Genomic DNA, 21,883 nt, shown 5'->3' with positions numbered 1-21,883 from the left:
GAATTAGTAGACCGGTGGCGCGATCACCCAGATCGCGATGCACGGTGTGGTGTTTGGATTGGCCCAGGAAAACGGCTCGCCACGGATGCGGAAGCTGTCGCCGGGATTGAGGCGGTGCGTCGTGCCGCCGACCGTCAGATCGAGGGCACCGGAAATGATGTAGCCGACCTCTTGCGTAGGGCGCGACAAGGGTTCATCGCGGCGCGCAAGGGGGGCGAAGGTCGAATGCACGACTTCGAAATCGTCGGTGAGATCGGGCGACAAGAGGTCCTCGGACAACCCGTCGGCGCGGTGCCCGACTGGTCGGCGCGCATTGGCGCGCACGATGCGCCCCTCTTCGCCGGCGCGGGCGGGTGCGTGGCCGTAGAGTGTCTGCACTGGCACGTCGAAGGCCCGTGCGAGGTCCTTGATTTCGCTCATGGAAGGTTCAGAGAGATCGCGCTCGACCTGGCTCATCCAGCCTACGGACCGGCCTAGTTTTTCGGCCAGTTCCGACAGGGTCAGCTTGCGCGATTTGCGCAAGGCTCGGATGTCGCGTCCAAGGCTGTCTGGCATATCGATCAGAGACACAGGAGGCGATCCTTCGTGAAATTTCCAAGAATATTTTCACGCCCTAATGCTGAAAAAGTCAATTGAATTTTCATGGCGCGATCACTGTATGCAATCGTCGACCGCTAAGTTAAGGAAATTGGGCGATTTTTTCGTTTACAGATGCGCAAATCCGGCTAGGTAGAGGATCAGGAATCGAGGTGCCATGAGCCAGTTGCAAGACCATCCGCTACGTTATCAGATGATAAACGAGCTTCACGCCCGCCCCTTCCCGGTGCTGAGCGTACCCTGCCGCGCGGCCTATCTGGCGATCAAGCCAGTGTCGAACGCGGTTGGCCGCGACCGTGATCTTGACCGGGCGCATCTGATTGCTTTGCTGGATCGCTATGGTGCAAAGCATCCGCAACCGGGTGCCACGCATTATTTCGGCGATATCGGAAAGTTTCGCCTGAAGTGGGAGAGCCACACCGAATTCGTCACCTACACCATTTTCGCGGAAGGCTTGAGCGAAACGCCCTTTGATGCGCGCGATTTCGAGGTTTTCCCAAGCGAATGGCTGGGGGCCGCACCGGGTGTGGTGACGAGTTCGGCGCTGATCCGGGTCGAGGCCGAGGCCGACGACACGGTTATCGAGAAAAAGGTGGACGAATGGTTCGTCACCGAAAGCCTTGCCGTCAGTCAGGTCCTAGACGACAGCGCCGTGGTCGCAGGGGATTTCCGCCTCGATACGGCGGGCCATATGCGGTTCGCGATCTTCGTGACGCCGGAAGCCGGATCGCGGCGGGTCGGGCGGATCGTGCAGCGAATATGCGAAATCGAGACGTACAAGACGATGTCGATGCTTGGCCTGACCCGCGTGCGCGAATTGGGACCGCAGATCGGCGAAATCGACGTGCGGCTGAATGCGCTGATGGATGATATGACCGGCATCGGAAGCGAGCCGGCGGAGACACTTGAGGCGCTGTTGAAAGTGTCTTCGGAGCTGGAGGGCATTCTCGCCTCGTCCTCGTTCCGTTTCGGTGCGACCGGCGCTTACGAGGCTTTGGTCAATCAGCGCACCTCGATCCTGCGCGAAGAGCGGTTCAAGGGGCGCCAAACGATCGCTGAATTCATGATGCGGCGGTTCGATCCGGCGATGCGCACAGTGAAATCGACCGAGACACGGATGAAGACTCTGGCTGAACGGGCGATGCGAGCGGGCGACTTGCTGCGCACGCGGGTCGATGTCGAACGCTCGGCGCAGAACCAGAAATTGTTGGAAAGCATGGACCGGCGCGCGGATGCGCAGTTGAAGTTGCAGCGTACGGTCGAGGGATTCTCGGTCGCGGCGATCAGCTACTATGCGGTGAATCTGCTGGGCTATCTGTCATATCCCTTTGCGGAAGGGTTAGGGCTTTCCAAGGGAATGACGCTGGCAATCGTGACGCCGATCGTGCTGGCGCTGGTGTTTGTCATGGTGCGGAAAATGCGCAATCGGCTGGAATGATTGCAAGGGAAAGGCCCGCTCGCCGGGTCCGGGCGTTTGGGTCACCTGCGTGACGCAGGCCGACGACGTGATGGACACGGACCGCAGTATCGAACCCGGTGGCTGCGTGTCGAAATTTGAAGAGCAATGGCATAAGGATACCAAAGCCCTGCGAAAGACGGTATCGCTCGGTCATTCGGTATTGGACATCACATGACACTGACCTCACGCGACGTTCTTGAAAAGCTCGTCTCATTTCCGACAGTCAGTCGCGACAGCAACCTCGATCTTGCCGACTGGGTGCAGGGGTTTCTGACCGACAACGCCGTGACCTCGCACCGGATGCTGAACGAGGACGGACAGAAGGCGGCAATCTATGCGCATGTCGGGCCGGACGCACCCGGAGGTGTGGTCTTGTCGGGGCACACGGATGTGGTGCCGGTCGATGGGCAGGCCTGGGTGACCGACCCCTGGGTTGTGACCGATAAGGACGGCAAGCTGTTCGGACGCGGGACTTGCGACATGAAGGGGTTCGATGCGCTGGCGCTGGTGGCTCTGGTAAAGGCCGCCAAGGCGCCGTTGAAGAAGCCCCTGCAGATCGCGCTGTCATACGACGAAGAAATCGGCTGCGAGGGCGCGCCTCCGCTGATCGAGAAGATGCGAGAGCATCTGCCCCCGGCGGCTTTGGTGATTGTCGGAGAGCCCTCGATGATGAAGGTCGTAACGGGTCACAAGGGTGGCAGCGGGTTTATGGTGCATGTGCGCGGGTTCGAGGTGCATTCGTCGCTGATGCACACCGGGGTGAACGCGATCATGGAAGGCGCAAGGCTGATCGACTGGTGCAATCGGATGAACGCCGAAAGTGCGGCAAGCGAGCCGAGCGAGATCGCCGCGATGTTCGACCCTCCGTGGACGACGCTGCATGTGGGTGAGATTTCCGGCGGAACTGCGCACAACATCACCGCCAGGGATTGCCGTTTCGACGTGGATTTCCGGTTTGTGCCGACCGACTCGCGCGAGGCTTGGGAGGCTCGGTTCATCGAAGAAGTTCGCCGCGTTGAAGCTGGAATGAAAGCCATTCAACCCGACGTCGGCATCGACCTCGAGCCGTTTTACAGTCTGCCAGGACTGCGGCCTGAAAACGACGGTGCGGCCGAACACTTGGCGCGGCGATTGACCGGCGACAACGCCAATCATGTGGTCAGCTACGGCACCGAAGCCGGGCATTTCCAAAACGCGGGCTATTCAGGCGTAATCTGCGGTCCCGGCGATATCGCGCTGGCACATCAGCCGAATGAATACGTAACAATCGCTCAGATGGAGGCGGGAGAGGCCTTCATGGACCGGCTGATCGCGCATCTTTGCACATGATCAGCTCTTGACCGGGCCTTTGCCACATCGCGGGATTGGGCGAGCACCGTCGGAATAGGCGACGAACATCACGATCTCGTCTGGTCGGGGGCCATCGGGAATGGTCAGTGTCATTGTGTCGAAATGATCAAACGACCACGGGTTGTCCTTGTGCCCAAGCGGCAGGTCGATGGCCGTTCCGGGGCCTCCGATCTTGACGTTGGATGGGATCACCGCGTCGCCGCCTCCGACAGCATTTCGCATCGGAGCTCCAAGTTTCGGATGAATGACCGCGCCGCCATGTTCGATATCTCCGTTAATGCCGACAATCGCCGCCTTGCCGTAGGCGACGGCAGGATTTCGCAGCTGTTCCAGCGCTTCGTCGGCAAGCCTTTTGCCAAGAGCACCACCCGTTTCGAAGAGGATCGCAAGGTCTTGCTGAAACCTGCCCGCACACGGGTTCGCAATGATGGCGGCCACCGCTACTCGGGTCACAGGATCGCACGGCTGACCCATAGCGTCAGATGTCGTAATATCTTTGAAAACGAATATCTTACGGGGATTCTCCAAGGCGCGCCCTTCCATGGTATGAAACCTGAATAGGCAGAAGAGCTGTCGGAGTCGAGATTGATCAGCCGGTGTCATCCGGTGGCGCGTCGGGGTCAGCCTTGCCGACGCCCTTGAACACCGCCTTGAAGGGCAGCGCCCAGAGCACGCCAAGGGTCACATAAACGACGATTTCCAGCAGGAATGGAGGGCGGTCGAACAGCGAGATCACCCAGAGCGATGCCGCCACATAGAGCGGCAGGCCGACCAGAAGGACCAGAAGCGACAGACGTCGGCGGGATTTATAGTTGAGTGCCATGTCTTTGGTTATGGGGCGGATTGGGCAAGCGTCAACCGGATCGCGCCCTAGAATTCGTGCTGAACGGCTGCGAGTTTCTCGACGACGTGCTTGGCGTGGTCTTCCACATAGGCCTTGTGCGCAGGCGAGGCGATGTAGGCGCGAAACCCTTCAAGGTCTTTGAAATCCGCGACAAGGGCCGAATCGTGATGGTTCGGGCCGCTGCCGATGTTGGCACCCAGAGTGAAAGCCACGACGTGCTCGCTGGCCTCGCACATCTCGGTCACGGCTTTGCGCCAGGCATCAAGTTGGTCGCCGGTCGCATCGGATTTGAATGTGCTCAGGACGATGTGGCGCAGCATTCGGGTGCCTCCGGGAAAGGGGTGCGTCAGTCCTCGAAAGGGTCGGTGACGAGGATCGTGTCTTCCCGCTCGGGCGAGGTCGAGACCATCGACACCGGGCATTGGATCAGCTCTTCGATGCGACGCACGTATTTGACGGCCTCGCCCGGAAGGTCCGCCCATGAGCGCGCGCCGGCGGTGCTTTCGCTCCAGCCTTTCATCGTCTCGTAGACGGGTTTCACGCGCGCCTGTTTGTCGGCCGCCGTTGGAAGATAATCGAGGATCTCTCCGTCAAGCTCGTAGCCGGTGCAGATCTTCAGCTCCTCGAAACCATCCAAAACATCGAGCTTTGTCAATGAGATACCATTGACGCCCGAGGTCGCGCAGGTCTGGCGAACCAGTACCGCATCGAACCATCCGCAGCGCCGCTTGCGGCCCGTGGTGGTGCCGAATTCATGGCCGCGTTCACCAAGGCGCTGGCCGTCGGCGTCTTCCAGTTCGGTCGGGAAAGGCCCCTCGCCCACGCGGGTCGTATAGGCTTTGACGATGCCCAGAACGTAGTCGATGGACCCCGGCCCGATGCCTGTGCCGGTGGCCGCCTGCCCGGCGATCACATTAGAGGAAGTCACGAAGGGATATGTGCCGAAATCGACGTCGAGAAGTGCGCCTTGTGCGCCTTCGAACAGAATTCGCTGACCCGCGCGGCGGCGTTCATTCAGAACCTTCCAGACCGGGGCGGCGTAGGGCAGGATTTCCTGCGCAATCTCTTTCAGTGAGGCCACCAGACCGTCGCGGTCGACCGGCTCAAGGCCGAGGCCCCGGCGCAGGGCATCGTGATGGACCAGCAGACGGTCAACGCGGGTTTCAAGCGTCGCGTGGTCGGCGAGATCGGCAACGCGCACGACCCGGCGACCCACTTTGTCTTCGTAGGCGGGGCCGATGCCGCGACCGGTGGTGCCGATCTTGGCGACCGCCGTCTGACTTTCGCGGGCACGGTCCAGTTCGCCGTGAAGCGGCAGGATCAGGGGCGTGTTTTCGGCGATCATCAGCGTCTCGGGCGTGATCTCGACGCCCTGGGCGCGGATCGTGGCGATCTCCTTGATCAGGTGCCAAGGGTCCAGCACGACGCCGTTGCCGATGACTGACAGTTTGCCGCCGCGCACGACGCCGGATGGCAGCGCGTGCAGCTTGAAGACCTCACCGCCGATGACCAGCGTATGACCGGCGTTGTGGCCGCCCTGAAACCGCGCGATCACATCGGCGCGTTCGCTGAGCCAGTCAACGATCTTGCCCTTTCCTTCGTCACCCCACTGGGCGCCGACGACGACGACATTGGCCATGAAATTCTTCCCCTAGGAGTCTCACCGGGATCGCGTATAGCGGTTGGGGTTCTAGGTGGAAACCTCAAAACGGTGGTTTTGAAAGCAAGGGTGCAAGACGAGCATTGCGCCAGTTCGTGCCAGCGGCGTAAGGCGCTTTCGAGGCTAGTTTCCGGTCGTCTTACCACAGGGTATTCGATGTGATGACAGCGCCGAGAGACAACAACAGAAAGGCGATGATGAAGCTGATCGCTGTGAGATTGATGCGCATAGGCCTGACCTTTGAAGTGTTCAGAGTTGGCCTTTTAACGCAGGGTCGCGCTTTTTCCGTCGCTTGGAGGCGCAAAAAAACAGCTTTCGGTCTGACTTGTCGACGGAATTGAATTAACGCAGACGGAAATGGCGTCGCCGTGCGTTAGTGTTGACGTGGCTTTGCCCAAGAGGAACCCGTGATTTCAAATCTCATCACCCGGATCAGACACGCGTGGTCGATCGCGCCCGTTGCAACTGCGGTTCTTGCCGTTGCGCTTGTCGCCTGCCTTTTCTTTGGCGCACGGGCGGCCGTGTTCTGGTACAACCGCCCGCCCATGGCGGCGCTGGAGCAACCCGTCGAAGCCTGGATGACGCCGCGCTATGTTTCGCGAACCTGGCGCATTCCGCCCGAACAGGTGAGTGAGGCCCTCGGCGCTCCGCGACCGCCGCCGGATGGTCCGATGAGCCTGCGCGAGTTGGCCGAATTTCGCGGAGTGAGCGTCGAGCAAGTGCTGGCCGAAGCCGAAGCCCTGGTCGCATCGCGACGTCCACCGCGCGAAGACGGCGAGGCTGCTCGATGACCGAGACCGTGTTTGGCCTTGTGACGGATTACGGTGTCTATGTGATCTTCGTCTCGGCGTTCCTGTCCTGTCTGGCGTTGCCGATCCCGACGTCGCTGATGATGCTGACGGGCGGCGCCTTCGTCGCTTCGGGGGATCTGTCGTTCTGGACGGTCGGGCTTGCCGCCTATTGTGGCGCGGTGATTGGCGATCAGGCAGGGTATATCATTGGTCGCTATGGCGGAGCGCCTCTGGTTGAGCGCATGAAAAAATCCCCTGCCCGCTCCGCCGTGATCGCGCAAGCTTCGACCTTGATCGACAAGCGCGGCGGCATGGGAGTTTTTCTGTCCACATGGGCCGTCGCGCCGCTTGGCCCGTGGGTCAACTTCATCGCTGGTGCAACCCGGCTGTCATGGCGCAGGTTTGCGTTCTGGGACGTGCTGGGCGAAACGGTTTGGGTCACGCTTTACGTTGGTCTTGGGTATGTTTTCATGGACCGGGTCGCGACGGTCGCCGAAATCATGGGCGATGTGATCGGATTTCTGGTGGCGCTTGTTGTGGCGACGGGAGCGTTCTTTTGGCTCCGGGCAGTGATGCGGGCACATCGCGAGAAATCCCCGCGAAACCGGCTGAAAGACCAGTCAGTTTAGGAATTCGCCTGTCCTGTGCTAAGACTGCGCCTGTGAACGCAGGAGGGTCCCATGAACAATGTCGCCGCAGCTTTCCCGAATAATGACGGTGTTTTGTATCTTGCCGAAGGCGGAACCGAGACAGAACTGATTTACCGTCACGGCCACAAGCTTCGGGAGTTTGCCGCATTCGAACTGATGAACAACCCCGACGCCGTGACACATATGAAGGATATGTATCGCCGCTATCTGGATGTCGCGACCGAGCATGGGTTCGGCGCGATGATGGCCAGCTTTGACTATCGTGCCAGCCCCGACTGGGCGGCAAAGCTGGGATATTCGCCCGAAGGTCTGGCCGAGATGCAGCACAAGTGCATCGATTTCCTGCGGGACGTTTCAAAGCCGTATGAAGGACAGATCACGCATATGGTTTATGCCGGATGCGTCGGTCCTCGGGGTGACGCCTATTCACTGAACGAAACGATCACCGAAGCGCAAGCCGAGGACTATCACGCGGTGCAGATTGCGACGTTGAAAGACTGCGGCGTGGACATGATCTGGGCTGCAACGATCAACAACATCCCCGAGGCCGTGGGAATCTCGCGCGCGGCCGCCGCTGCGGGATTGCCTGTCAATATCTCGTTCACACTGGACAGCAATCACAAGCTGAAATCCGGGCCGAGCCTGAAAGAAGCCGTCGAAACCACAGATGCCATCGCGGGCGTGTCCAGGCCAGATTCCTATGGCATCAATTGCTCGCATCCGGTCGAGTTCGAACCCGCACTGGAGGATGGCGCCTGGACGGATCGTATCCGGCTCCTTCGTCCGAATGCGGCGGCAATGGACAAGGTATCTTTGTGCCGTCTCGGCCATATCGAGGAAGGCGACCCGGAAGAACTGGGCAAGTCCATGGGTGATCTTGCGACCCGATATCCAGCTGTGGACATCTGGGGCGGATGCTGCGGCACCTGGGATAAGCATTTCGATCGCATTGCGCATTACGTCCAGCGCGCCCGCGCCGGGGCCTGAAGCGGCCTACGGACATTTACCCGTCGATCGGGCGGTCTGTTCACGCTAACACGCCCGGCGCAGACCTTGCCCCTCTTGAGGCAGGCCGATAGGACGGAAGCAACCGGCCTCAAAAGGATAGATATTCCATGCCCGACGCTCCTGAATTTCACGATCGTATGCTTTCGCTTGGCCTTGGACGCGTGTCCGAGGCTGCGGCTCTTGCTTCGGCCCGCCTGATCGGGCGTGGCGACGAAAAGGCCGCCGATCAGGCTGCGGTGGATGCGATGCGCACGCAGTTGAACAAGCTCGACATCAAGGGCGTCGTGGTCATCGGCGAAGGCGAACGTGACGAAGCGCCGATGCTTTATATCGGCGAAGAAGTCGGCACCGGGAATGGCCCTGAGGTGGATATCGCACTGGACCCGCTGGAAGGCACGACGCTGACGGCCAAGGACATGCCAAACGCTCTGGCGGTCATTGCCATGGGTCCGCGCGGTTCGATGCTGCACGCGCCCGACACCTACATGGACAAGCTGGCGATCGGTCCCGGCTTTCGTCGCGGTGTCGTCACGATGGATATGTCGCCCGCCGAACGCGTAAATGCACTGGCCTCGGCCAAGGGCTGCTCGACCCAGGACATCACCGTCTGCGTGCTTGAGCGTCCGCGCCACGAGGAAATGATCGCGGAAATCCGCACGACGGGCGCCGCAATCCGGCTTATCACCGACGGTGATGTTGCGGGTGTCGTTCACTGCGCCGAACCGTCCACAGGCATCGACATGTATATGGGATCCGGCGGCGCGCCCGAAGGCGTTCTGGCGGCGGCGGCCCTGAAGTGCATGGGCGGGCAGATGTACGGTCGTCTGACATTTCGGAACGACGATGAACGGGCACGTGCGAAGAAGGCCGGGATCACCAATCTTGACCGCGTTTACACGCGTGACGATATGGTGACGGGCGATGTGATTTTCGCGGCCACTGGGGTGACGGACGGGTCAATCCTGCCGGGCATCAAACGCGAGCCGGGTTTTCTGACGGCGGAAACGATTCTGATGCGCTCGAAAACCGGATCCGTGCGTCGGATGAACTATCGCAACCCGATCAGCACTTGAGCGACGCTGGGGCTGGATATCTTGGCGTTTCGGCCTCTTTGACGGGGCGAAAGTGGGTCGGGCCATCGGCGGACAGCCTGCGCTTGGCCGAAGCGATGGAGCAGCAAACCGAACTGCCGCCTGCTTTGTGCCGGATACTTGTCCAACGCGGCGTGGCAGCAGAAGACGTCGACCGCTTCCTTGCCCCGGCTTTGCGGGATTTATTGCCCGATCCCATGACCTTGCTTGACATGGAGCCGGCCGCCGAGCGGTTGATCGCCGCCGTGGACCGGGGTGAAAAGATCGCGATCTTTGCCGATTACGATGTGGATGGAGGGTCATCGGCTGCGCTTTTGCTTGACTGGCTGCACCAGCTTGGGCGGGACGCGACACTTTATGTGCCGGACCGCATCGACGAGGGATACGGCCCGAACGAACCGGCGATGGCGGAGTTGGCAGCATCGCATGATCTGATCATTTGCGTGGACTGCGGCACACTCAGCTTTGACGCTGTTGCGGCGGCAAGGGGTGCGGATGTTGTGATCTTGGATCACCACTTGGGCAGCGAGACCCTGCCGGACGCATTGGCGGTCGTGAACCCGAACCGTCAGGACGAAAGCGGCGACCTGGCGCATCTGTGCGCGGCGGCGGTGGTTTTTCTGGTTCTGGTCGACGCAAACCGTCGCTTGAAGGCCCGCGGGAAGGCCGGGCCGGACTTGATGTCGATGCTGGATCTCGTGGCGCTGGCGACAGTGGCCGATGTGGCGCCGTTGACAGGTGTCAATCGCGCCTTGGTGCGGCAGGGATTGAAGATCATGGCACGCCGCGCGCGCCCCGGATTGGCGGCGTTGGCGGATGTGGCGAACCTGAGTTCTCCGCCGTCGGCCTATACGCTTGGATTCGTGTTCGGCCCACGCGTGAATGCCGGCGGTCGCGTCGGGCGCGCTGACCTTGGGGCGCGATGTCTGTCCACACGCGATCCTCACGAGGCGCAAAGTCTGGCCGAAAAACTCGATGCGCTGAACAGCGAAAGGCGCGAGATCGAAAACGCCGTGCGTGACGCAGCTTTGGCGCAGGCCGAAGACCGTGGGCTGGACGCGCCCTTGGTCTGGGCGGCTGGCGAAGGCTGGCATCCCGGCGTCGTCGGCATTGTCGCGGCGCGGCTGAAGGAGGCGACGAACCGGCCTGCGGTGGTGATCGGTCTGGACGGCGACGAAGGCAAGGGTTCGGGGCGCTCGATCACGGGTGTGGACCTTGGGCATGTGGTGCAGAAACTGGCCGCCGAGGGACTTTTGCTGAAGGGCGGTGGTCATCGGATGGCGGCGGGGCTGACCGTGGCGCGCGATCAGCTTGAAGCGGCGATGGAGCGGTTGTCCGAGTTGCTTGCGAAACAGGGTGCCGGCGCGCACGGCCCGCGCGACTTGCGGCTGGACGCGACCTTGATGCCTGGGGCCGCGACGGTTGAGTTGATCGAACAGATCGAAGCCGCAGGCCCCTTCGGACAAGGCGCCCCTGCCCCGCGGTTTGCGTTCCCGGATGCGAAAATTCTCCATGCCAAACAAGTCGGCTCGGGGCACCTGAAGGTCAGCTTCGGAGACGGTCTGGGCGCGCGGCTCGACGCAATCGCTTTTGGGGCCTTCGACAGCGCGCTTGGCCCTGCCGTGATGAACCATGGCGGCGCGCGGTTCCACCTTGCCGGGCGGCTTGAGATCAACCACTGGGGCGGGCGCCAAATCCCCCAGATGCGGCTGGAAGATGCTGCGCGGGCAAGCGAATGAGCGACCATTGCCAGAGCGCAACGCGCCACCTGTGAACACCCACCGACAAGGTCTGAAACAGGCCGGACACTTTCCCCGCCATTCACGAAAGAATCTTCTTGCCCTTCCGGGGGAGTTTCCCTAATTAGCGCTCCACGCACCGTGGCCCGTTCGTCTATCGGTTAGGACGCCAGGTTTTCAACCTGGAAAGAGGGGTTCGATTCCCCTACGGGCTACCATTTCTCCATTTCATCGCATTTGTTTGAACCGCTCTCAGGGCGGTTTATTTTTGCTTTTTAGCGACTTAGCGCCCCCTAGGATTTCCCTCGCTTTGTCTCGATTTGTTTCGTATCGTTATGTTGAGTGGTACGGAAAGTGGTATTTTTTGAATGGCCCTAACTGGGAAGCTTACGAAAAAGCTGGTCGAAAATCTTGGTCCCGGTCGTCATGGCGATGGGGGCGGTCTCTATTTGGTTGTTGATGCCACGGAGAGCGCGGCACGGCGCTGGATTGTTCGCGTCACGGTCAAAGGTCAGAAGAACCGCAAAGGAGCACCGTTGCGCACGGACTTTGGTTTGGGCGGGGCAGACGTAGTCACTCTGAACCAGGCGCGCGAACGGGCGTTGGAGTATCGCCGCATGGCCAAATCCGGCCTTAACCCACGTTTCAATGCCAATCGCGAAATCCCAACGTTCGAAGAAGTCAGCCGACAAGTTCACATAGACCGGCTGCCCACATGGAAGAGCGCGAAGCATGGCCAAATCTGGCTGAACAATCTCCGAGACTATGCATTCCCCAAAATTGGCCGGATGCCGGTTGATAGTATTGGCCAACCCGAAGTGTTGATGTGTCTGTCTCCCATCTGGACCGAGAAGCACGAAACCGCGCGGCGGCTGGCGCAGCGCATCAAGACGGTTCTTGATGTGGCCAAATCCAAGGGGTTTCGCTCAGGTGAGAACCCGGTGACGGCAATTAAGGACGCCAAGGTTCTGCCGACCGTCCGGGCGAAGGTTCACCACCACGACGCTATGCCGTGGCGGGACGTACCTGCCTTCTATACCAGCCTTGCTCCACGACCCGCAATGGCCGCCAAGGCGCTGAGGTTCACCATTCTAACGGCAAGTCGTACGTCTGAAGTTCTCGAGATGAAGTGGCCGGAAGTGGATTTTGACGCCAAGCTCTGGACGGTGCCAGCTGAGCGTATGAAGGGTGGCAAGGCGCACAGGGTGCCTTTGACCGAAGAGATGCTGGCAATTCTTGAACCTTTGAAAGCATTGGACTCAGTGTTTGTGTTTGAAGGACAAAAGCGTCACCATCCGCTCTCAAATATGTCGATGCTTATGCTGCTCCGTCGGATGGATGCGAATGGATTTACCGTACACGGATTTAGAAGCAGCTTTCGCGATTGGTCAGCGGAAGATGCAAATGCACCACGAGAACTGGCCGAGGCGGCATTAGCGCATCAGGTGGGTTCAGAGGTCGAGCGCGCGTACGCACGGTCGGACTTACTTGAGAAACGTCGCCAACTAATGAACAAATGGTCGACATATATTTCGGCACGGGCAATTTCAGGAGAACGCTTTGTATAGCTTGGAAGGCCATCTATCCATCGCTGATATAAATCGAGATATTTCGCGTCGTATCTATGTTGAGTTGAAGCAAGAGCAGACAGATTTTTCCAGCCTTCGTCAAAAAGCGCGCCACCAAATTATTGATTTTCTACACTGGGTCGAGCGAGGCAAGGTAGTTGGCCCAAATGGCCAATTGTTGACTGTCGGACCAGTTTTCTTGACCTCAATCGATGGCGAAACGGATAGGCCAACTCTATTCAGCGCCGTATCCGGTCTCGTCGGAAACGAATGGCCGAGTATCTACCGCGAGTCGGAGAAAGAATTGTCCTTCATTTCGGGTATTTTTCGGCCATTTCAGTATGTGCAATTAGCGACGACGATTACCTTTTCCCTCTTAGCCGTATTTTGGTTGATGCCCGGAACATTCTTCATTCTCGATTGGTTTTTTCCGAGGCTGGAGGGTTCGATGAATGACCTCGATTCTTGGAAGTTTTCGCTCCCTTATTGGCTTGGCTTGTCGGCAATTTCCCTTTTGGCCTTTTCCGCTCTCCAATTGATTGGAATGGTTCGGCGACACCGTAGCAGCGAGTCTGGTGATTTGGATGACTTGCGTGGTTTTGCGTTGATGTTTGAGGAGGCTAGATACACCGAGTATCTGAATATTGTCGCAGATGACGAGGAGGAAATCGAACCTAGTAATGCTGAAAAAGCTGTCGCGAGGCAGATAGTCGACGCTTTCGATAGAGGCGAAAAATTCACTCGAAGTGAGTTTTTGGATTTGAAAACATCGCACGGTATGCGCACCAGGGCTTTCGGGCGCGCATGGGAGAGGGCTCGCGAGGAACGCCCAAAAATTGGCCGCCCTGGCCGACGCACAAAGAGCTAATCACAACGCGTTTCGATTCAAAAAGACTTTCGTGACGCCTATTTTGCATCCGTATTTTCAAGAATTAACGAGCATCGAAAAGTTTTGGAAAGGACTTACCGATGCTCGAACTATTTCAGAACGACCGAACCTACATTCTTGGTGACCCTGAACTTGACGTTCTCGGCAGCCGGGAAAAACTCGCTCAGTGGCGGCACCGCATGGTCGGGCCACCTTGGGTCAAGATAGGCCGCAAAGTCGCCTATCTGGGCACTGACCTTAATGCGTATTTGACCGCCCAACGTACCGACCCAAACGCCAGATAAAAGAACACCCGAACCATGAAACAGAGGGCTCGGGCGTTCGGTAGTGCTAGCACCATCTACCTATGACCATCGCCCTCGTAAATCAACGAGGCAATTATGACGGCAAAACACCAAAGCACCGACTGGAGCGCACTTATCTATGAAATCCAGACTGACGAAAAAACCAGTGAAATCGTTGTTTCTGGCCGTGCCAGGTGGGCGCTTGAAGAACTGATAGCGTCCGGCTCAAAAGGCTGCACTCCCATCGATAATCCTGCCCCTCGCTGGAGCGGCTATGTCCACAACCTGCGCCAGATGGACGTTTTCATTGAGACCATTCACGAGAAACACCAAGGACCATTTGCTGGCACACGCGCGCGCTACGTCTTGCGGTGTCGCGCTACTCCGAAACGTAGTGGTGAGGTCGCGGCATGAGGGACGAAAAGCGCAACTTTCGGCCTGACCCGAACGACGCTCTGACAAGGCGTATGCGGCTTCGACACGGACTGTCTGAGCCTTCTGCCCGCTTGCTTGCCTCTCTTTGCAATGGGGGAGCTCGACGTGGGTAGAAGGGGCAGCATGAAACGAACGGAGGGGCAGTATGTGCCCCTCCCATACGCACAACTCAAGAGTCCCGCCTGGCGGTCTCTGAGCGGCGCTGCTGTCAAGTTATGGCTGGAGCTACATGGGCGCTACAACGGCGGCAACAACGGGCGTCTGACGCTCTCCTATGCTGAGGCAGCTGAAGCGCTTGGTATGGGTAAAGCAAGCGTTCAGCGGGCATATAAGGAGCTCATGGAGCATGGCTTCCTGGCGTTGGAGAAGGAGGGCGACTGGTATTCTCGTCGCGCACATGAATGGCGGCTGACGACGAAGCCCATGGACCGTGCAAGAAGCCGGGAAGCTGCAACGATGGATTGGCGCGATTGGCGCTCAAAGAGCCAAGAGTTTCGCTCAGAACCCCTAATGGACGATGGCCCAGTAGACTAGGGCTGGACCGTTATTGTTCCATTCCGCACAGAGCTATGCGGTATAAGTGAAGTCTCTGCGGGCAGGTACGATGTTGTCGTTAGCCACTTCCTTCAGCCAGACTTCGTAGACCGTTTCTCCAGGACGTGAATCCCGGATATTCGCCATCAAGGAAAAAAGAAGCGAAAACACCAACGCCCCAAGACCAATTCCAATTGCAAACATCATGACATTACTCTCACTGGTTACTTTGCTAGATTTTTACACACGACTAACAGTCAAACTCGTTACCAACACACAACTAAACGTCGAACTCTTTACACACACTAGAACTAACTAAACTCGTTACGCTACCGAACCGAACAACACCGTTTCGATGAATACAATCTGGGGGATTTCGCGATTTTTCTCAATTATCTAAAATTCTAACCTGATAGGGCCAATTTCCATCCAGTCGCGGATGATAAATCATACATTGGAATTGGGCAGGGATTACGAGCTTTGAGCGTCAATTCCGTTTGGAATAAAACTACATACTTACAGATACTTAACGGACAGTATTTAAATGAGTTCCAGCGGACAAAAGGACCTCTGTCTTGTGGGTTTGGTTTGCTTGGACGAGTTTCGACGCAGCCTCGGCAGAAAATTACCTTAGTTGGCCGTTTTGTCGCCATTTCCTTAGCGCTCTACTCGCCCTTTTGGCAGCGGCGTTCAATCCTTCAGGCATTCTTTCAGGGGCAGGTGCACTACCATTCACGTTCATCCGAAGTTGAAAATCTTACGCTCGGCTTAGGGCGAGATTTTATTGCCAGCGTGGCGCTCGCCAGCCAGCCTCCACAGCTTCTGCCTCAGAGCAAAACCAGCGCTCACCTTTTTCGACACTCACTTTCGTGCGGCTGTACCAAGGAGACCAGGGAGGATGATAAATGCGCCCATTATTGGATATGTTTCCCTTTATTGGGCAGCCTGCTGGCGCGTCTTGTTTAGCCACCTCCCATTTAGCGGCTCTGAACTCCCAAGGCGCTTGTGTGGCAGCTATCCAGATGCCTGTGTTGGCCTCCCGAGCCTTGGCTTCTTCAGCTACATATACCCGAGAGTATCGGACAAATGCCCACGCCAGTCCGCTCCGAACCATTTCCGCCCCAATGTCGAGGTTGCCTACGTAGCAGGTGGCAATGGTCCGACCATAGCCGTCTTCTGAAATGGGCTCACAACGAACGTTTTGCCCTTTGACCAGATTTACCATTGCCGCGAGTGCTGCCTTGCCGCACGCCCACGTTTTTGACGGGCCGTTGCAAACCTGACCGTATTCCGGAGCGTCAATGCCATTCAATCTATACGTAATGCCATCGACCTCGATTGTGTCCCCATCTGTTACGATAACTTGGGCATAAGCCGATGAAGCGAGCGCGAAAAGAAAGAGCAGAATGATAATTGGCTTCTTCAAAACTCTGTCCTTCGAAACGACTACCTCATGCATGACTTCTGTGAGTAAGCCACGCAAGCAAAGCCGCCAATTTTGCCAGAACCAGCAACCCCAGATATGAACCCAGTTCTGAAAGGAAACGGTCATGGAAACCGCTCTTGACGTATCTCAAGGAACCTATTGATGGAATCTGACATCGTTCTCTTACTCGGAGATGGCTGAAAATTTGGAGGCAAGGCGATGTATAAGAATATTCTTGTTCCTGTGCTTTTTGACGAAAAACATAACAATCAAATGTCGTTTCAGGTGGCTCGCGCCTTGGCAGATGACAACGCGAAATTCACTGTGGCGCATGTTGTTGAGGCAATACCCAACTTTGTAAGAATGGAAATGCCCACAGATCTGCTCGAGAAAAAGCACGATGAACTCAAACGATTGCTGGCCGATGCAGCCAAAGCGTTACCCGGCGCGGTTCCAGAGCTGATATCCGGTCATGCGGGAAAGGCCATTCTGAACTATGCTGATGAAAACGAAATCGACTGCATCGTATTGGCCTCGCATCGTCCGGGTTTCGAGGACCTGCTCATTGGCTCCACCGCATCCAGAGTGGTACGCCACGCAAAGTGCGCAGTTCACGTCGTTCGTTGAATGCGCGCTTAAAAGCACTTGCTATTTGACGCTGCGCGAGTTCTGCGCGCGACCAAGATGATGTGAATTTGCCAGCGATCAATCGCCCAAAAACAGAACGCGGTTCTGAAACGGAACCGTCAGCCTCTCCTATGGTTCCAAACCAGAACCCAAGGACCCTGCTTGGTTCCGAATTGGAACCCGTCAGAGCCGTTTTCGACCGTTCCATCGGTTCTGAAACGGAACACTAATACCTACCACTCCCTGCCAAGCGTATTTACCTTCCCCACCATTCTTACCGCTGGACAAAGGAATAACATTCTCAACATCAACACTGCCTGGGCGTAAACAGACTAGGACGCGAACCCTAAGAAAACCCTAACCCCCTGTCACCACGCCCTGAACGCCAGACACAGGCGCCGACAATCTACTTTTGCCAAAGTGAATTGATAATTGTCACGGCAACACAATACGAATGCGGCATCTAAGATATGTGTTGCCGCTGGCAAACTAACTCCCAAGTTCGGGTATTTGGTTTTCCCCTAGCAGGGCGTCAGTGGCAGCACACCTCCCTTCTGGCGCCGATATGCGGAGAGTTTTAGCCGTAGGCAAAGGGGGGCGGGTCAAATCCCTCGGAAGTTATTCTTGGACACCGGTGGGGGGAGCCACATTCACGCATTCACAATTCAAAGATTTTAACTCAGTTCTCTTAGTCCGAGAACATCGCTTTGACTTTGGACATATCATAGGCGTGTTCAGTCAGAACTTCAGGGTCCCATTCGCTTCTCTCCGCCTCAAAGAAGTCTCCACCATAGACGTGGATCGCACCTGTCAGTTTCGGTATCGGGTTGGTGACAGAATGGATGATATCCTTTCCGAGCGGCGCAAAATCTCCAGTCGACAAAGCACGTGCACCGGCCGCTTCAATCCTCCCTTCAGGGTCATCTTTGACTCTGCGCCAGAAGATATTGTCCTCGCGACCGCCATAGATACCTATGACCGCCCACATCTCGTGATTGTGAGGCATGATAGTCATTCCGGGCTTCCAGATGACGTTGACGATAGTCAAGTCCGAGGACTTGTAGAGAGGAATGATGCCACTCTCGGTTGGCTCGCCGAGCGCCGACGTCACCGCGGCTGGGTCAGACATCGCCTTTCCCACGACATCCGCCACTGATTTGTGCGTGCCATCCCTATCAATTGCAGTCCGACAATCAGCTACGAAGTTCCCGATGTCCCACATTTGGAGCCCTCCTTTGCTGCTTAGGATATAACACAAACTCAGTTTCCAGCCAAACTGGACGTCGATGGGACGGGGGCTTTTGGGGAATGCCGGGCCGTCAGCTGGCAGAAATCTTTCAAACAAAACATAGCCTTGAAGCGGACCGGTCAGCCTCTTCCATAATTCCACTTGAGAACCCAAGGACCCTGTCTGGTTCCAAATCAGAACCCGTCAGAGCCGTTTTCAGCCGCTCTTTCAGTTCTGAAACGGAACACCAATACTAATCATTCCACCTCTGAGAACCGACAGCACATTCGAAGAGTAGGAATGGTGAATTTTGGTGATTCCAGTTCTGCGTGGTACAGAGAGTGGTCGGCCCAATTTCTGCAGGGCGTCGACATCACTCAATAGATTGGGGGAAATAATTATGGCAATGTACATTGTGACAGGGTGCTACACATCTAATGCTATCAAAGGCCTATTGGCGGCTCCGAGTGACCGCGAGGCTGCTGTTCGCCCACTGGTTGAGGCTGCAGGCGGTAGGATGGTGTCTTTTCTGGTGACAACTGGCGACACAGATTTCTCGATGGTCATTGAAACCGACGACACCGAGGGCTTGATGTCTGCTTTGATGGTGGCTGGGGCAACAGGCACCGTGTCGAACCTCAAGACCGTACAAGCCTTTACCAGCGCTCAATTCCTCAGCGCACAGAAGAAGGCGGCGAGTATTGCGGCGAACTTCAAACCGGCTGCCTAGAAACGGTCTGCGCAATTCTGCCAGTCCCTGATGTAGGGGCTGGCGTCGGCTTAGCCGCCCAACAGTTAATCAACGGTCAGCTCTGAGAGGCCCAGAATGGCTACCCCCTCTCTGAGCATCCAGGCACCGGAGCCTAGCTTTGCCACATCAGATCGGTTCGCCCAGACCTCCTTGGCCCACCCTCTCCTATCCTCCGGCAAGATGTCTTCCAGACTGGCTCTGCGCCCGCGTCGGTCCGGCATATCGGTTCGTTTCTGTGCAAGTGTGTGATAGAACATACCATGAACACACAACGGCTGCGAACACCACTAACCTTGGAGGCAGAAGATGGGCAAAGAGACCAAGCATGAGATTGTCACAGCAAAACGCACCGCTCCCAAGCTGGTAACAAAAGGCGATAGCAACGTAACCATTCATCCTGTCGATGAGAGCCAATTACAGGCGCTCTACGGAGTGAAGACAACGGAAGCCGCCGACCTGCTCCTCCGCCTCGCACTGAATGCATTCGGAAAGAACGGTTTGGAGTACATTGACCTGATGCCAGCTATGGCCGTCGAGCTAGAGCCTCGTGACGCAGTGGAAGCCATGCTGGTCACTCAAATGACGGCCACACACTTCGCGCTGTGCTCCATGTCGCAGAAAGGTCTGCATGCGGCATGCCCCGACGTGCGCGAAGGCTACGAGAGGTCGATGACACGTCTGAGCCGCACGTTTCTTGCGCAGATGGACGGGCTGAAGAAGTACCGTGCGAAGGCGCAGCAGACCGTACGGGTCGAGCGCGTGACAGTGAATGAAGGTGGTCAGGCGATTGTTGGCTCAGTCAGCCATGAGGGGGAAGGTCATGGCAAAAAGTGACGATAACCCCATGAGCCCTGTCACGAGACTGCAGAACGCGCCTAGGTGCCGGGCAATGGCGAAGCGAAGCGGAGAGCGCTGCAAGTGTCCGGCTGTGCGTGGGTGGGCTGTGTGTCGCGTACACGGTGTTGGCGGCGGTCATAGAGCGGGACCGAGCCATCCAAGGTGGGTGCATGGTGGGAGGTCGCAAGAGACCGTACAGGCGAGGCGGCTGGCAGGCTTGTTGGCGCGAGCATCGAGGGAGCTAGAGTGACGTAGCATCCGTCGATGCCACGATGAGCGGTTAGCCCCAAAGCGGTCGTTGGTGCACGCCGCAGCGAAGGTCCGCTTCGAGCCCAAAGCTGACATTTGCAGCCTCCGCCTGACACAGGAATGGACTGCTGTGACTCGCTATCCTTGATTTATTCGTTCGATCGATTTAAAAAAAATGAAAGGAGATTCGAATGCCTCGCGTGACTGCTGAACGGGTTAAGGAGACCAAGCGCGAGCTTCTCGATGCAGCGCAGCAAGTCTTGCTGGAGGAAGGGTATTCAGGCCTATCGACTCGCCGCGTTGCTGAAGCCGCAGGCACGCAGATGAGCCAGATCCAGTATCACTTTGGCTCGAAAGAGGGGATGATCCTCGCCCTGTTTGAGTACCTGAATGATCAACTGATCGACCGCCAAACCAAGACCTTCGCCAACCCGGAACTGAATGTGTCCGAGAAATGGGCGCTGTCATGTGACTACCTCGATGATGACATCGGGTCCGGGTATGTCCGTGTTTTGATGGAGCTGACGGCGGCAGGGTGGAGCAATCCAGCGATCGGCGCGGCCGTCCGCTCAGCCTACGCCGATTGGCGCAACCTTATCCTGACGCTCACCCGGCAAGTCGAAGAGAAAACCGGATCGCTCGGGCCGTTCTCAGCAGAAGACATTGGGGCCTTGGTCAGCGCGGCTTTCATCGGTTCTGAAGCTGCCATCATGCTCGACTACGAGTCGCCGGAAATACCATTCCGCCAGGCGCTTCGGCGGTTTGGAAAGGTCATCGAATTTTATGAATCCTTGGACGTTGGGGGATAGGCCATGCGCGCAAAGCTACCACATACAACAGGCTACGTTGATCGTGACGGTGTGAAGCTGCACTACGAGATCTACGGCGAAGGTAAGCATACCATTGTGTTTGTGCCCACATGGGCCCTGATCCACTCACGATGCTACAAAGCCCAAGTCCCTTATTTTGCCGAGCACTTCCGCGTCATTACTTTCGATCCGCGCGGCAATGGAAAATCCGATCGTCCAGATGACTACAGAGATTATGCGCTCGACACCATAATTGACGACGTCGGCGCCGTTATGGACGTAACCGAAACCGAGAAAGCAACTTTGTTTGGGTTCTCATTCTCAAGCGCCATTTCCTTCGGCGCGGCAGCCAGAATGCCCGAACGGATTGAGGCTGTAATATCTTCGGGCGCGTGGACGACAATCGTCGACCCACTGGATTACCGGAAAGACATCCAATCCGAAGACACTTCGGATGAAGTTAAGTTCTCCTATGGTTACTGGCGCAAAGACTACGCCGGTTTTTGCGACTGGTTCATGCATCGCGTTCATTCCGAACCACATTCGACGAAGCAGCATGAGGATGCTGTGCGTTGGGCATCTGATGGCGACGCAGAGATATTGATCAACACACAAGAAACGCGTGTGCATCAAGGGGTTCCAATCACGGAAGAAACCTATGCTGCTGTGAAATGCCCTTGCCTGCTTATCCATGGGTCCGATGACCGGGTCACGCCTTACCAAGGGTCGCAAAGGATCGCCGAAATTACGGGTGGTGAGTTTCATCTCATTCCAGGTGGCGGCCACGCGACACATGGGCGTTTCCCCGCAATGGTAAACACCCTCATGCGCGACTTCCTCGCTAAACATCTTGGCACGTACAAACCCTCACGCCGCAAGATGAATGGCGCTAGACGCGCGCTCTATCTCTCATCCCCAATCGGCCTTGGCCACGCACGGCGTGATCTCGCGGTAACGCGTGAATTGCGCATGCTACACCCCGATCTCCAGGTCGATTGGCTGGCTCAGGACCCGGTGACGCGTTTCCTCGGCGCCAATGACGAAAGCATCCACCCGG

General features: G+C 57.3%; 26 protein-coding genes and 1 tRNA gene. 19 read left to right on the top strand and 8 right to left on the bottom strand.

What is annotated here, in order from left to right; translation table 11 throughout:
• Window positions 1-3: 3 nt before the first annotated feature.
• Window positions 4-555: a helix-turn-helix domain-containing protein gene (locus BOA8489_RS07375; RefSeq protein WP_093973578.1), complete on the bottom strand. Its 552-nt coding sequence runs from the start codon at window positions 553-555 to the stop codon at window positions 4-6.
• Window positions 556-754: 199 nt separating this feature from the next.
• On the opposite strand from BOA8489_RS07375, the gene BOA8489_RS07370 reads away from it, so the two are divergent.
• From BOA8489_RS07370 to argE, 3 genes are read left to right on the top strand one after another with little or no spacing between them, the layout of a single operon-like run.
• Window positions 755-2,035: a DUF3422 family protein gene (locus BOA8489_RS07370; protein ID WP_093973380.1), complete on the top strand. Its 1,281-nt coding sequence runs from the start codon at window positions 755-757 to the stop codon at window positions 2,033-2,035.
• Window positions 2,036-2,084: 49 nt separating this feature from the next.
• Complete coding sequence (locus BOA8489_RS20395; protein ID WP_176440231.1) at window positions 2,085-2,231, top strand: hypothetical protein; 147 nt, start codon at window positions 2,085-2,087, stop codon at window positions 2,229-2,231.
• A complete protein-coding gene (argE, locus tag BOA8489_RS07365; protein WP_093973379.1) occupies window positions 2,228-3,385 on the top strand; it encodes an acetylornithine deacetylase in 1,158 nt (385 codons plus the stop codon). Before BOA8489_RS20395 ends, argE begins: the two co-directional genes overlap by 4 nt.
• Here argE and BOA8489_RS07360 read toward each other — a convergent pair whose 3' ends face one another.
• From BOA8489_RS07360 to BOA8489_RS07345, 4 genes are all read right to left on the bottom strand, one after another.
• Complete coding sequence (locus BOA8489_RS07360; RefSeq protein WP_245813722.1) at window positions 3,386-3,934, bottom strand: amino acid synthesis family protein; 549 nt, start codon at window positions 3,932-3,934, stop codon at window positions 3,386-3,388.
• 61 nt (window positions 3,935-3,995) lie between these two features.
• Window positions 3,996-4,229, bottom strand: a complete 234-nt coding sequence (locus BOA8489_RS07355; protein WP_093973377.1) for a DUF2842 domain-containing protein — start codon at window positions 4,227-4,229, stop codon at window positions 3,996-3,998.
• A 47-nt stretch (window positions 4,230-4,276) separates the two neighbouring features.
• Window positions 4,277-4,570 (bottom strand): Dabb family protein, encoded by a 294-nt coding sequence (locus BOA8489_RS07350; protein ID WP_176440230.1) that lies wholly within the window; start codon window positions 4,568-4,570, stop codon window positions 4,277-4,279.
• A gap of 26 nt (window positions 4,571-4,596) precedes the next feature.
• Complete coding sequence (locus BOA8489_RS07345; protein WP_093973375.1) at window positions 4,597-5,889, bottom strand: adenylosuccinate synthase; 1,293 nt, start codon at window positions 5,887-5,889, stop codon at window positions 4,597-4,599.
• Window positions 5,890-6,317: 428 nt separating this feature from the next.
• Here BOA8489_RS07345 and BOA8489_RS07340 point away from each other — a divergent pair, with 428 nt between their 5' ends.
• From BOA8489_RS07340 to BOA8489_RS07290, 11 genes are all read left to right on the top strand, one after another.
• Window positions 6,318-6,701: a hypothetical protein gene (locus tag BOA8489_RS07340; protein ID WP_093973374.1), complete on the top strand. Its 384-nt coding sequence runs from the start codon at window positions 6,318-6,320 to the stop codon at window positions 6,699-6,701.
• Window positions 6,698-7,330, top strand: a complete 633-nt coding sequence (locus tag BOA8489_RS07335) for a DedA family protein (RefSeq protein WP_093973373.1) — start codon at window positions 6,698-6,700, stop codon at window positions 7,328-7,330. The genes BOA8489_RS07340 and BOA8489_RS07335 overlap by 4 nt, the downstream gene beginning before the upstream one ends.
• Before the next feature lie 51 nt (window positions 7,331-7,381).
• Window positions 7,382-8,338: a homocysteine S-methyltransferase family protein gene (locus tag BOA8489_RS07330; RefSeq protein ID WP_093973372.1), complete on the top strand. Its 957-nt coding sequence runs from the start codon at window positions 7,382-7,384 to the stop codon at window positions 8,336-8,338.
• 128 nt (window positions 8,339-8,466) lie between these two features.
• Window positions 8,467-9,432: a class II fructose-bisphosphatase gene (gene glpX, locus BOA8489_RS07325; RefSeq protein ID WP_093973371.1), complete on the top strand. Its 966-nt coding sequence runs from the start codon at window positions 8,467-8,469 to the stop codon at window positions 9,430-9,432.
• Window positions 9,429-11,189: a single-stranded-DNA-specific exonuclease RecJ gene (gene recJ, locus BOA8489_RS07320; RefSeq protein WP_245813720.1), complete on the top strand. Its 1,761-nt coding sequence runs from the start codon at window positions 9,429-9,431 to the stop codon at window positions 11,187-11,189. The genes glpX and recJ overlap by 4 nt, the downstream gene beginning before the upstream one ends.
• Before the next feature lie 143 nt (window positions 11,190-11,332).
• A tRNA-Glu gene (locus BOA8489_RS07315) sits at window positions 11,333-11,407 on the top strand.
• A gap of 150 nt (window positions 11,408-11,557) precedes the next feature.
• Window positions 11,558-12,757 carry a tyrosine-type recombinase/integrase gene (locus tag BOA8489_RS07310; RefSeq protein ID WP_093973370.1) on the top strand — a complete coding sequence of 400 codons (1,200 nt, stop codon included), beginning with the start codon at window positions 11,558-11,560 and terminating at the stop codon, window positions 12,755-12,757.
• Window positions 12,750-13,625, top strand: coding sequence for a hypothetical protein (locus tag BOA8489_RS07305; protein WP_141138255.1), 876 nt, complete (start codon window positions 12,750-12,752; stop codon window positions 13,623-13,625). Before BOA8489_RS07310 ends, BOA8489_RS07305 begins: the two co-directional genes overlap by 8 nt.
• A gap of 101 nt (window positions 13,626-13,726) precedes the next feature.
• Entirely contained in the window at window positions 13,727-13,930 is a 204-nt protein-coding gene (locus BOA8489_RS07300) for a MerR family transcriptional regulator (RefSeq protein ID WP_093973368.1), read from the top strand.
• A gap of 96 nt (window positions 13,931-14,026) precedes the next feature.
• Entirely contained in the window at window positions 14,027-14,344 is a 318-nt protein-coding gene (locus BOA8489_RS07295) for a winged helix domain-containing protein (protein WP_176440229.1), read from the top strand.
• 144 nt (window positions 14,345-14,488) lie between these two features.
• Window positions 14,489-14,899 (top strand): helix-turn-helix domain-containing protein, encoded by a 411-nt coding sequence (locus BOA8489_RS07290; RefSeq protein ID WP_141138254.1) that lies wholly within the window; start codon window positions 14,489-14,491, stop codon window positions 14,897-14,899.
• A 33-nt stretch (window positions 14,900-14,932) separates the two neighbouring features.
• On the opposite strand, the gene BOA8489_RS20390 is transcribed toward BOA8489_RS07290, so the two are convergent.
• Together BOA8489_RS20390 and BOA8489_RS07285 are read right to left on the bottom strand one after the other, a co-directional pair.
• The gene (locus BOA8489_RS20390; RefSeq protein ID WP_176440228.1) at window positions 14,933-15,106 is read right to left on the bottom strand and encodes a hypothetical protein; all 174 of its coding nucleotides are present in this window, start codon (window positions 15,104-15,106) and stop codon (window positions 14,933-14,935) included.
• 574 nt (window positions 15,107-15,680) lie between these two features.
• A complete protein-coding gene (locus BOA8489_RS07285) occupies window positions 15,681-16,451 on the bottom strand; it encodes a thermonuclease family protein (RefSeq protein WP_245813718.1) in 771 nt (256 codons plus the stop codon).
• 93 nt (window positions 16,452-16,544) lie between these two features.
• On the opposite strand from BOA8489_RS07285, the gene BOA8489_RS07280 reads away from it, so the two are divergent.
• Window positions 16,545-16,952, top strand: coding sequence for a universal stress protein (locus BOA8489_RS07280; RefSeq protein ID WP_093973367.1), 408 nt, complete (start codon window positions 16,545-16,547; stop codon window positions 16,950-16,952).
• Between the two features lie 688 nt (window positions 16,953-17,640).
• On the opposite strand, the gene BOA8489_RS07275 is transcribed toward BOA8489_RS07280, so the two are convergent.
• Window positions 17,641-18,174: a cysteine dioxygenase family protein gene (locus BOA8489_RS07275; protein ID WP_093973366.1), complete on the bottom strand. Its 534-nt coding sequence runs from the start codon at window positions 18,172-18,174 to the stop codon at window positions 17,641-17,643.
• A 406-nt stretch (window positions 18,175-18,580) separates the two neighbouring features.
• Between BOA8489_RS07275 and BOA8489_RS07270 the strand changes: the two genes are divergently transcribed.
• The 4 genes from BOA8489_RS07270 to BOA8489_RS07250 all read left to right on the top strand — a co-directional run.
• On the top strand, window positions 18,581-18,910 hold the full coding sequence (locus BOA8489_RS07270) for a GYD domain-containing protein (protein WP_093973365.1): 330 nt from the start codon (window positions 18,581-18,583) through the stop codon (window positions 18,908-18,910).
• A 327-nt stretch (window positions 18,911-19,237) separates the two neighbouring features.
• Window positions 19,238-19,765 (top strand): hypothetical protein, encoded by a 528-nt coding sequence (locus BOA8489_RS07260; RefSeq protein WP_093973363.1) that lies wholly within the window; start codon window positions 19,238-19,240, stop codon window positions 19,763-19,765.
• A gap of 443 nt (window positions 19,766-20,208) precedes the next feature.
• A complete protein-coding gene (locus BOA8489_RS07255) occupies window positions 20,209-20,826 on the top strand; it encodes a TetR/AcrR family transcriptional regulator (protein ID WP_093973362.1) in 618 nt (205 codons plus the stop codon).
• A gap of 3 nt (window positions 20,827-20,829) precedes the next feature.
• Window positions 20,830-21,883: alpha/beta fold hydrolase (locus BOA8489_RS07250; protein ID WP_141138253.1), on the top strand; the 1,054-nt coding region annotated here is incomplete at its 3' end.

The organism is Boseongicola aestuarii, assembly GCF_900184815.1.
In the GTDB taxonomy this organism is placed as follows: Bacteria; Pseudomonadota; Alphaproteobacteria; order Rhodobacterales; family Rhodobacteraceae; genus Boseongicola; species Boseongicola aestuarii.
Note: the sequence above shows the minus strand (reverse complement) of the source record. Positions and strands in the feature narration are given on the sequence as shown.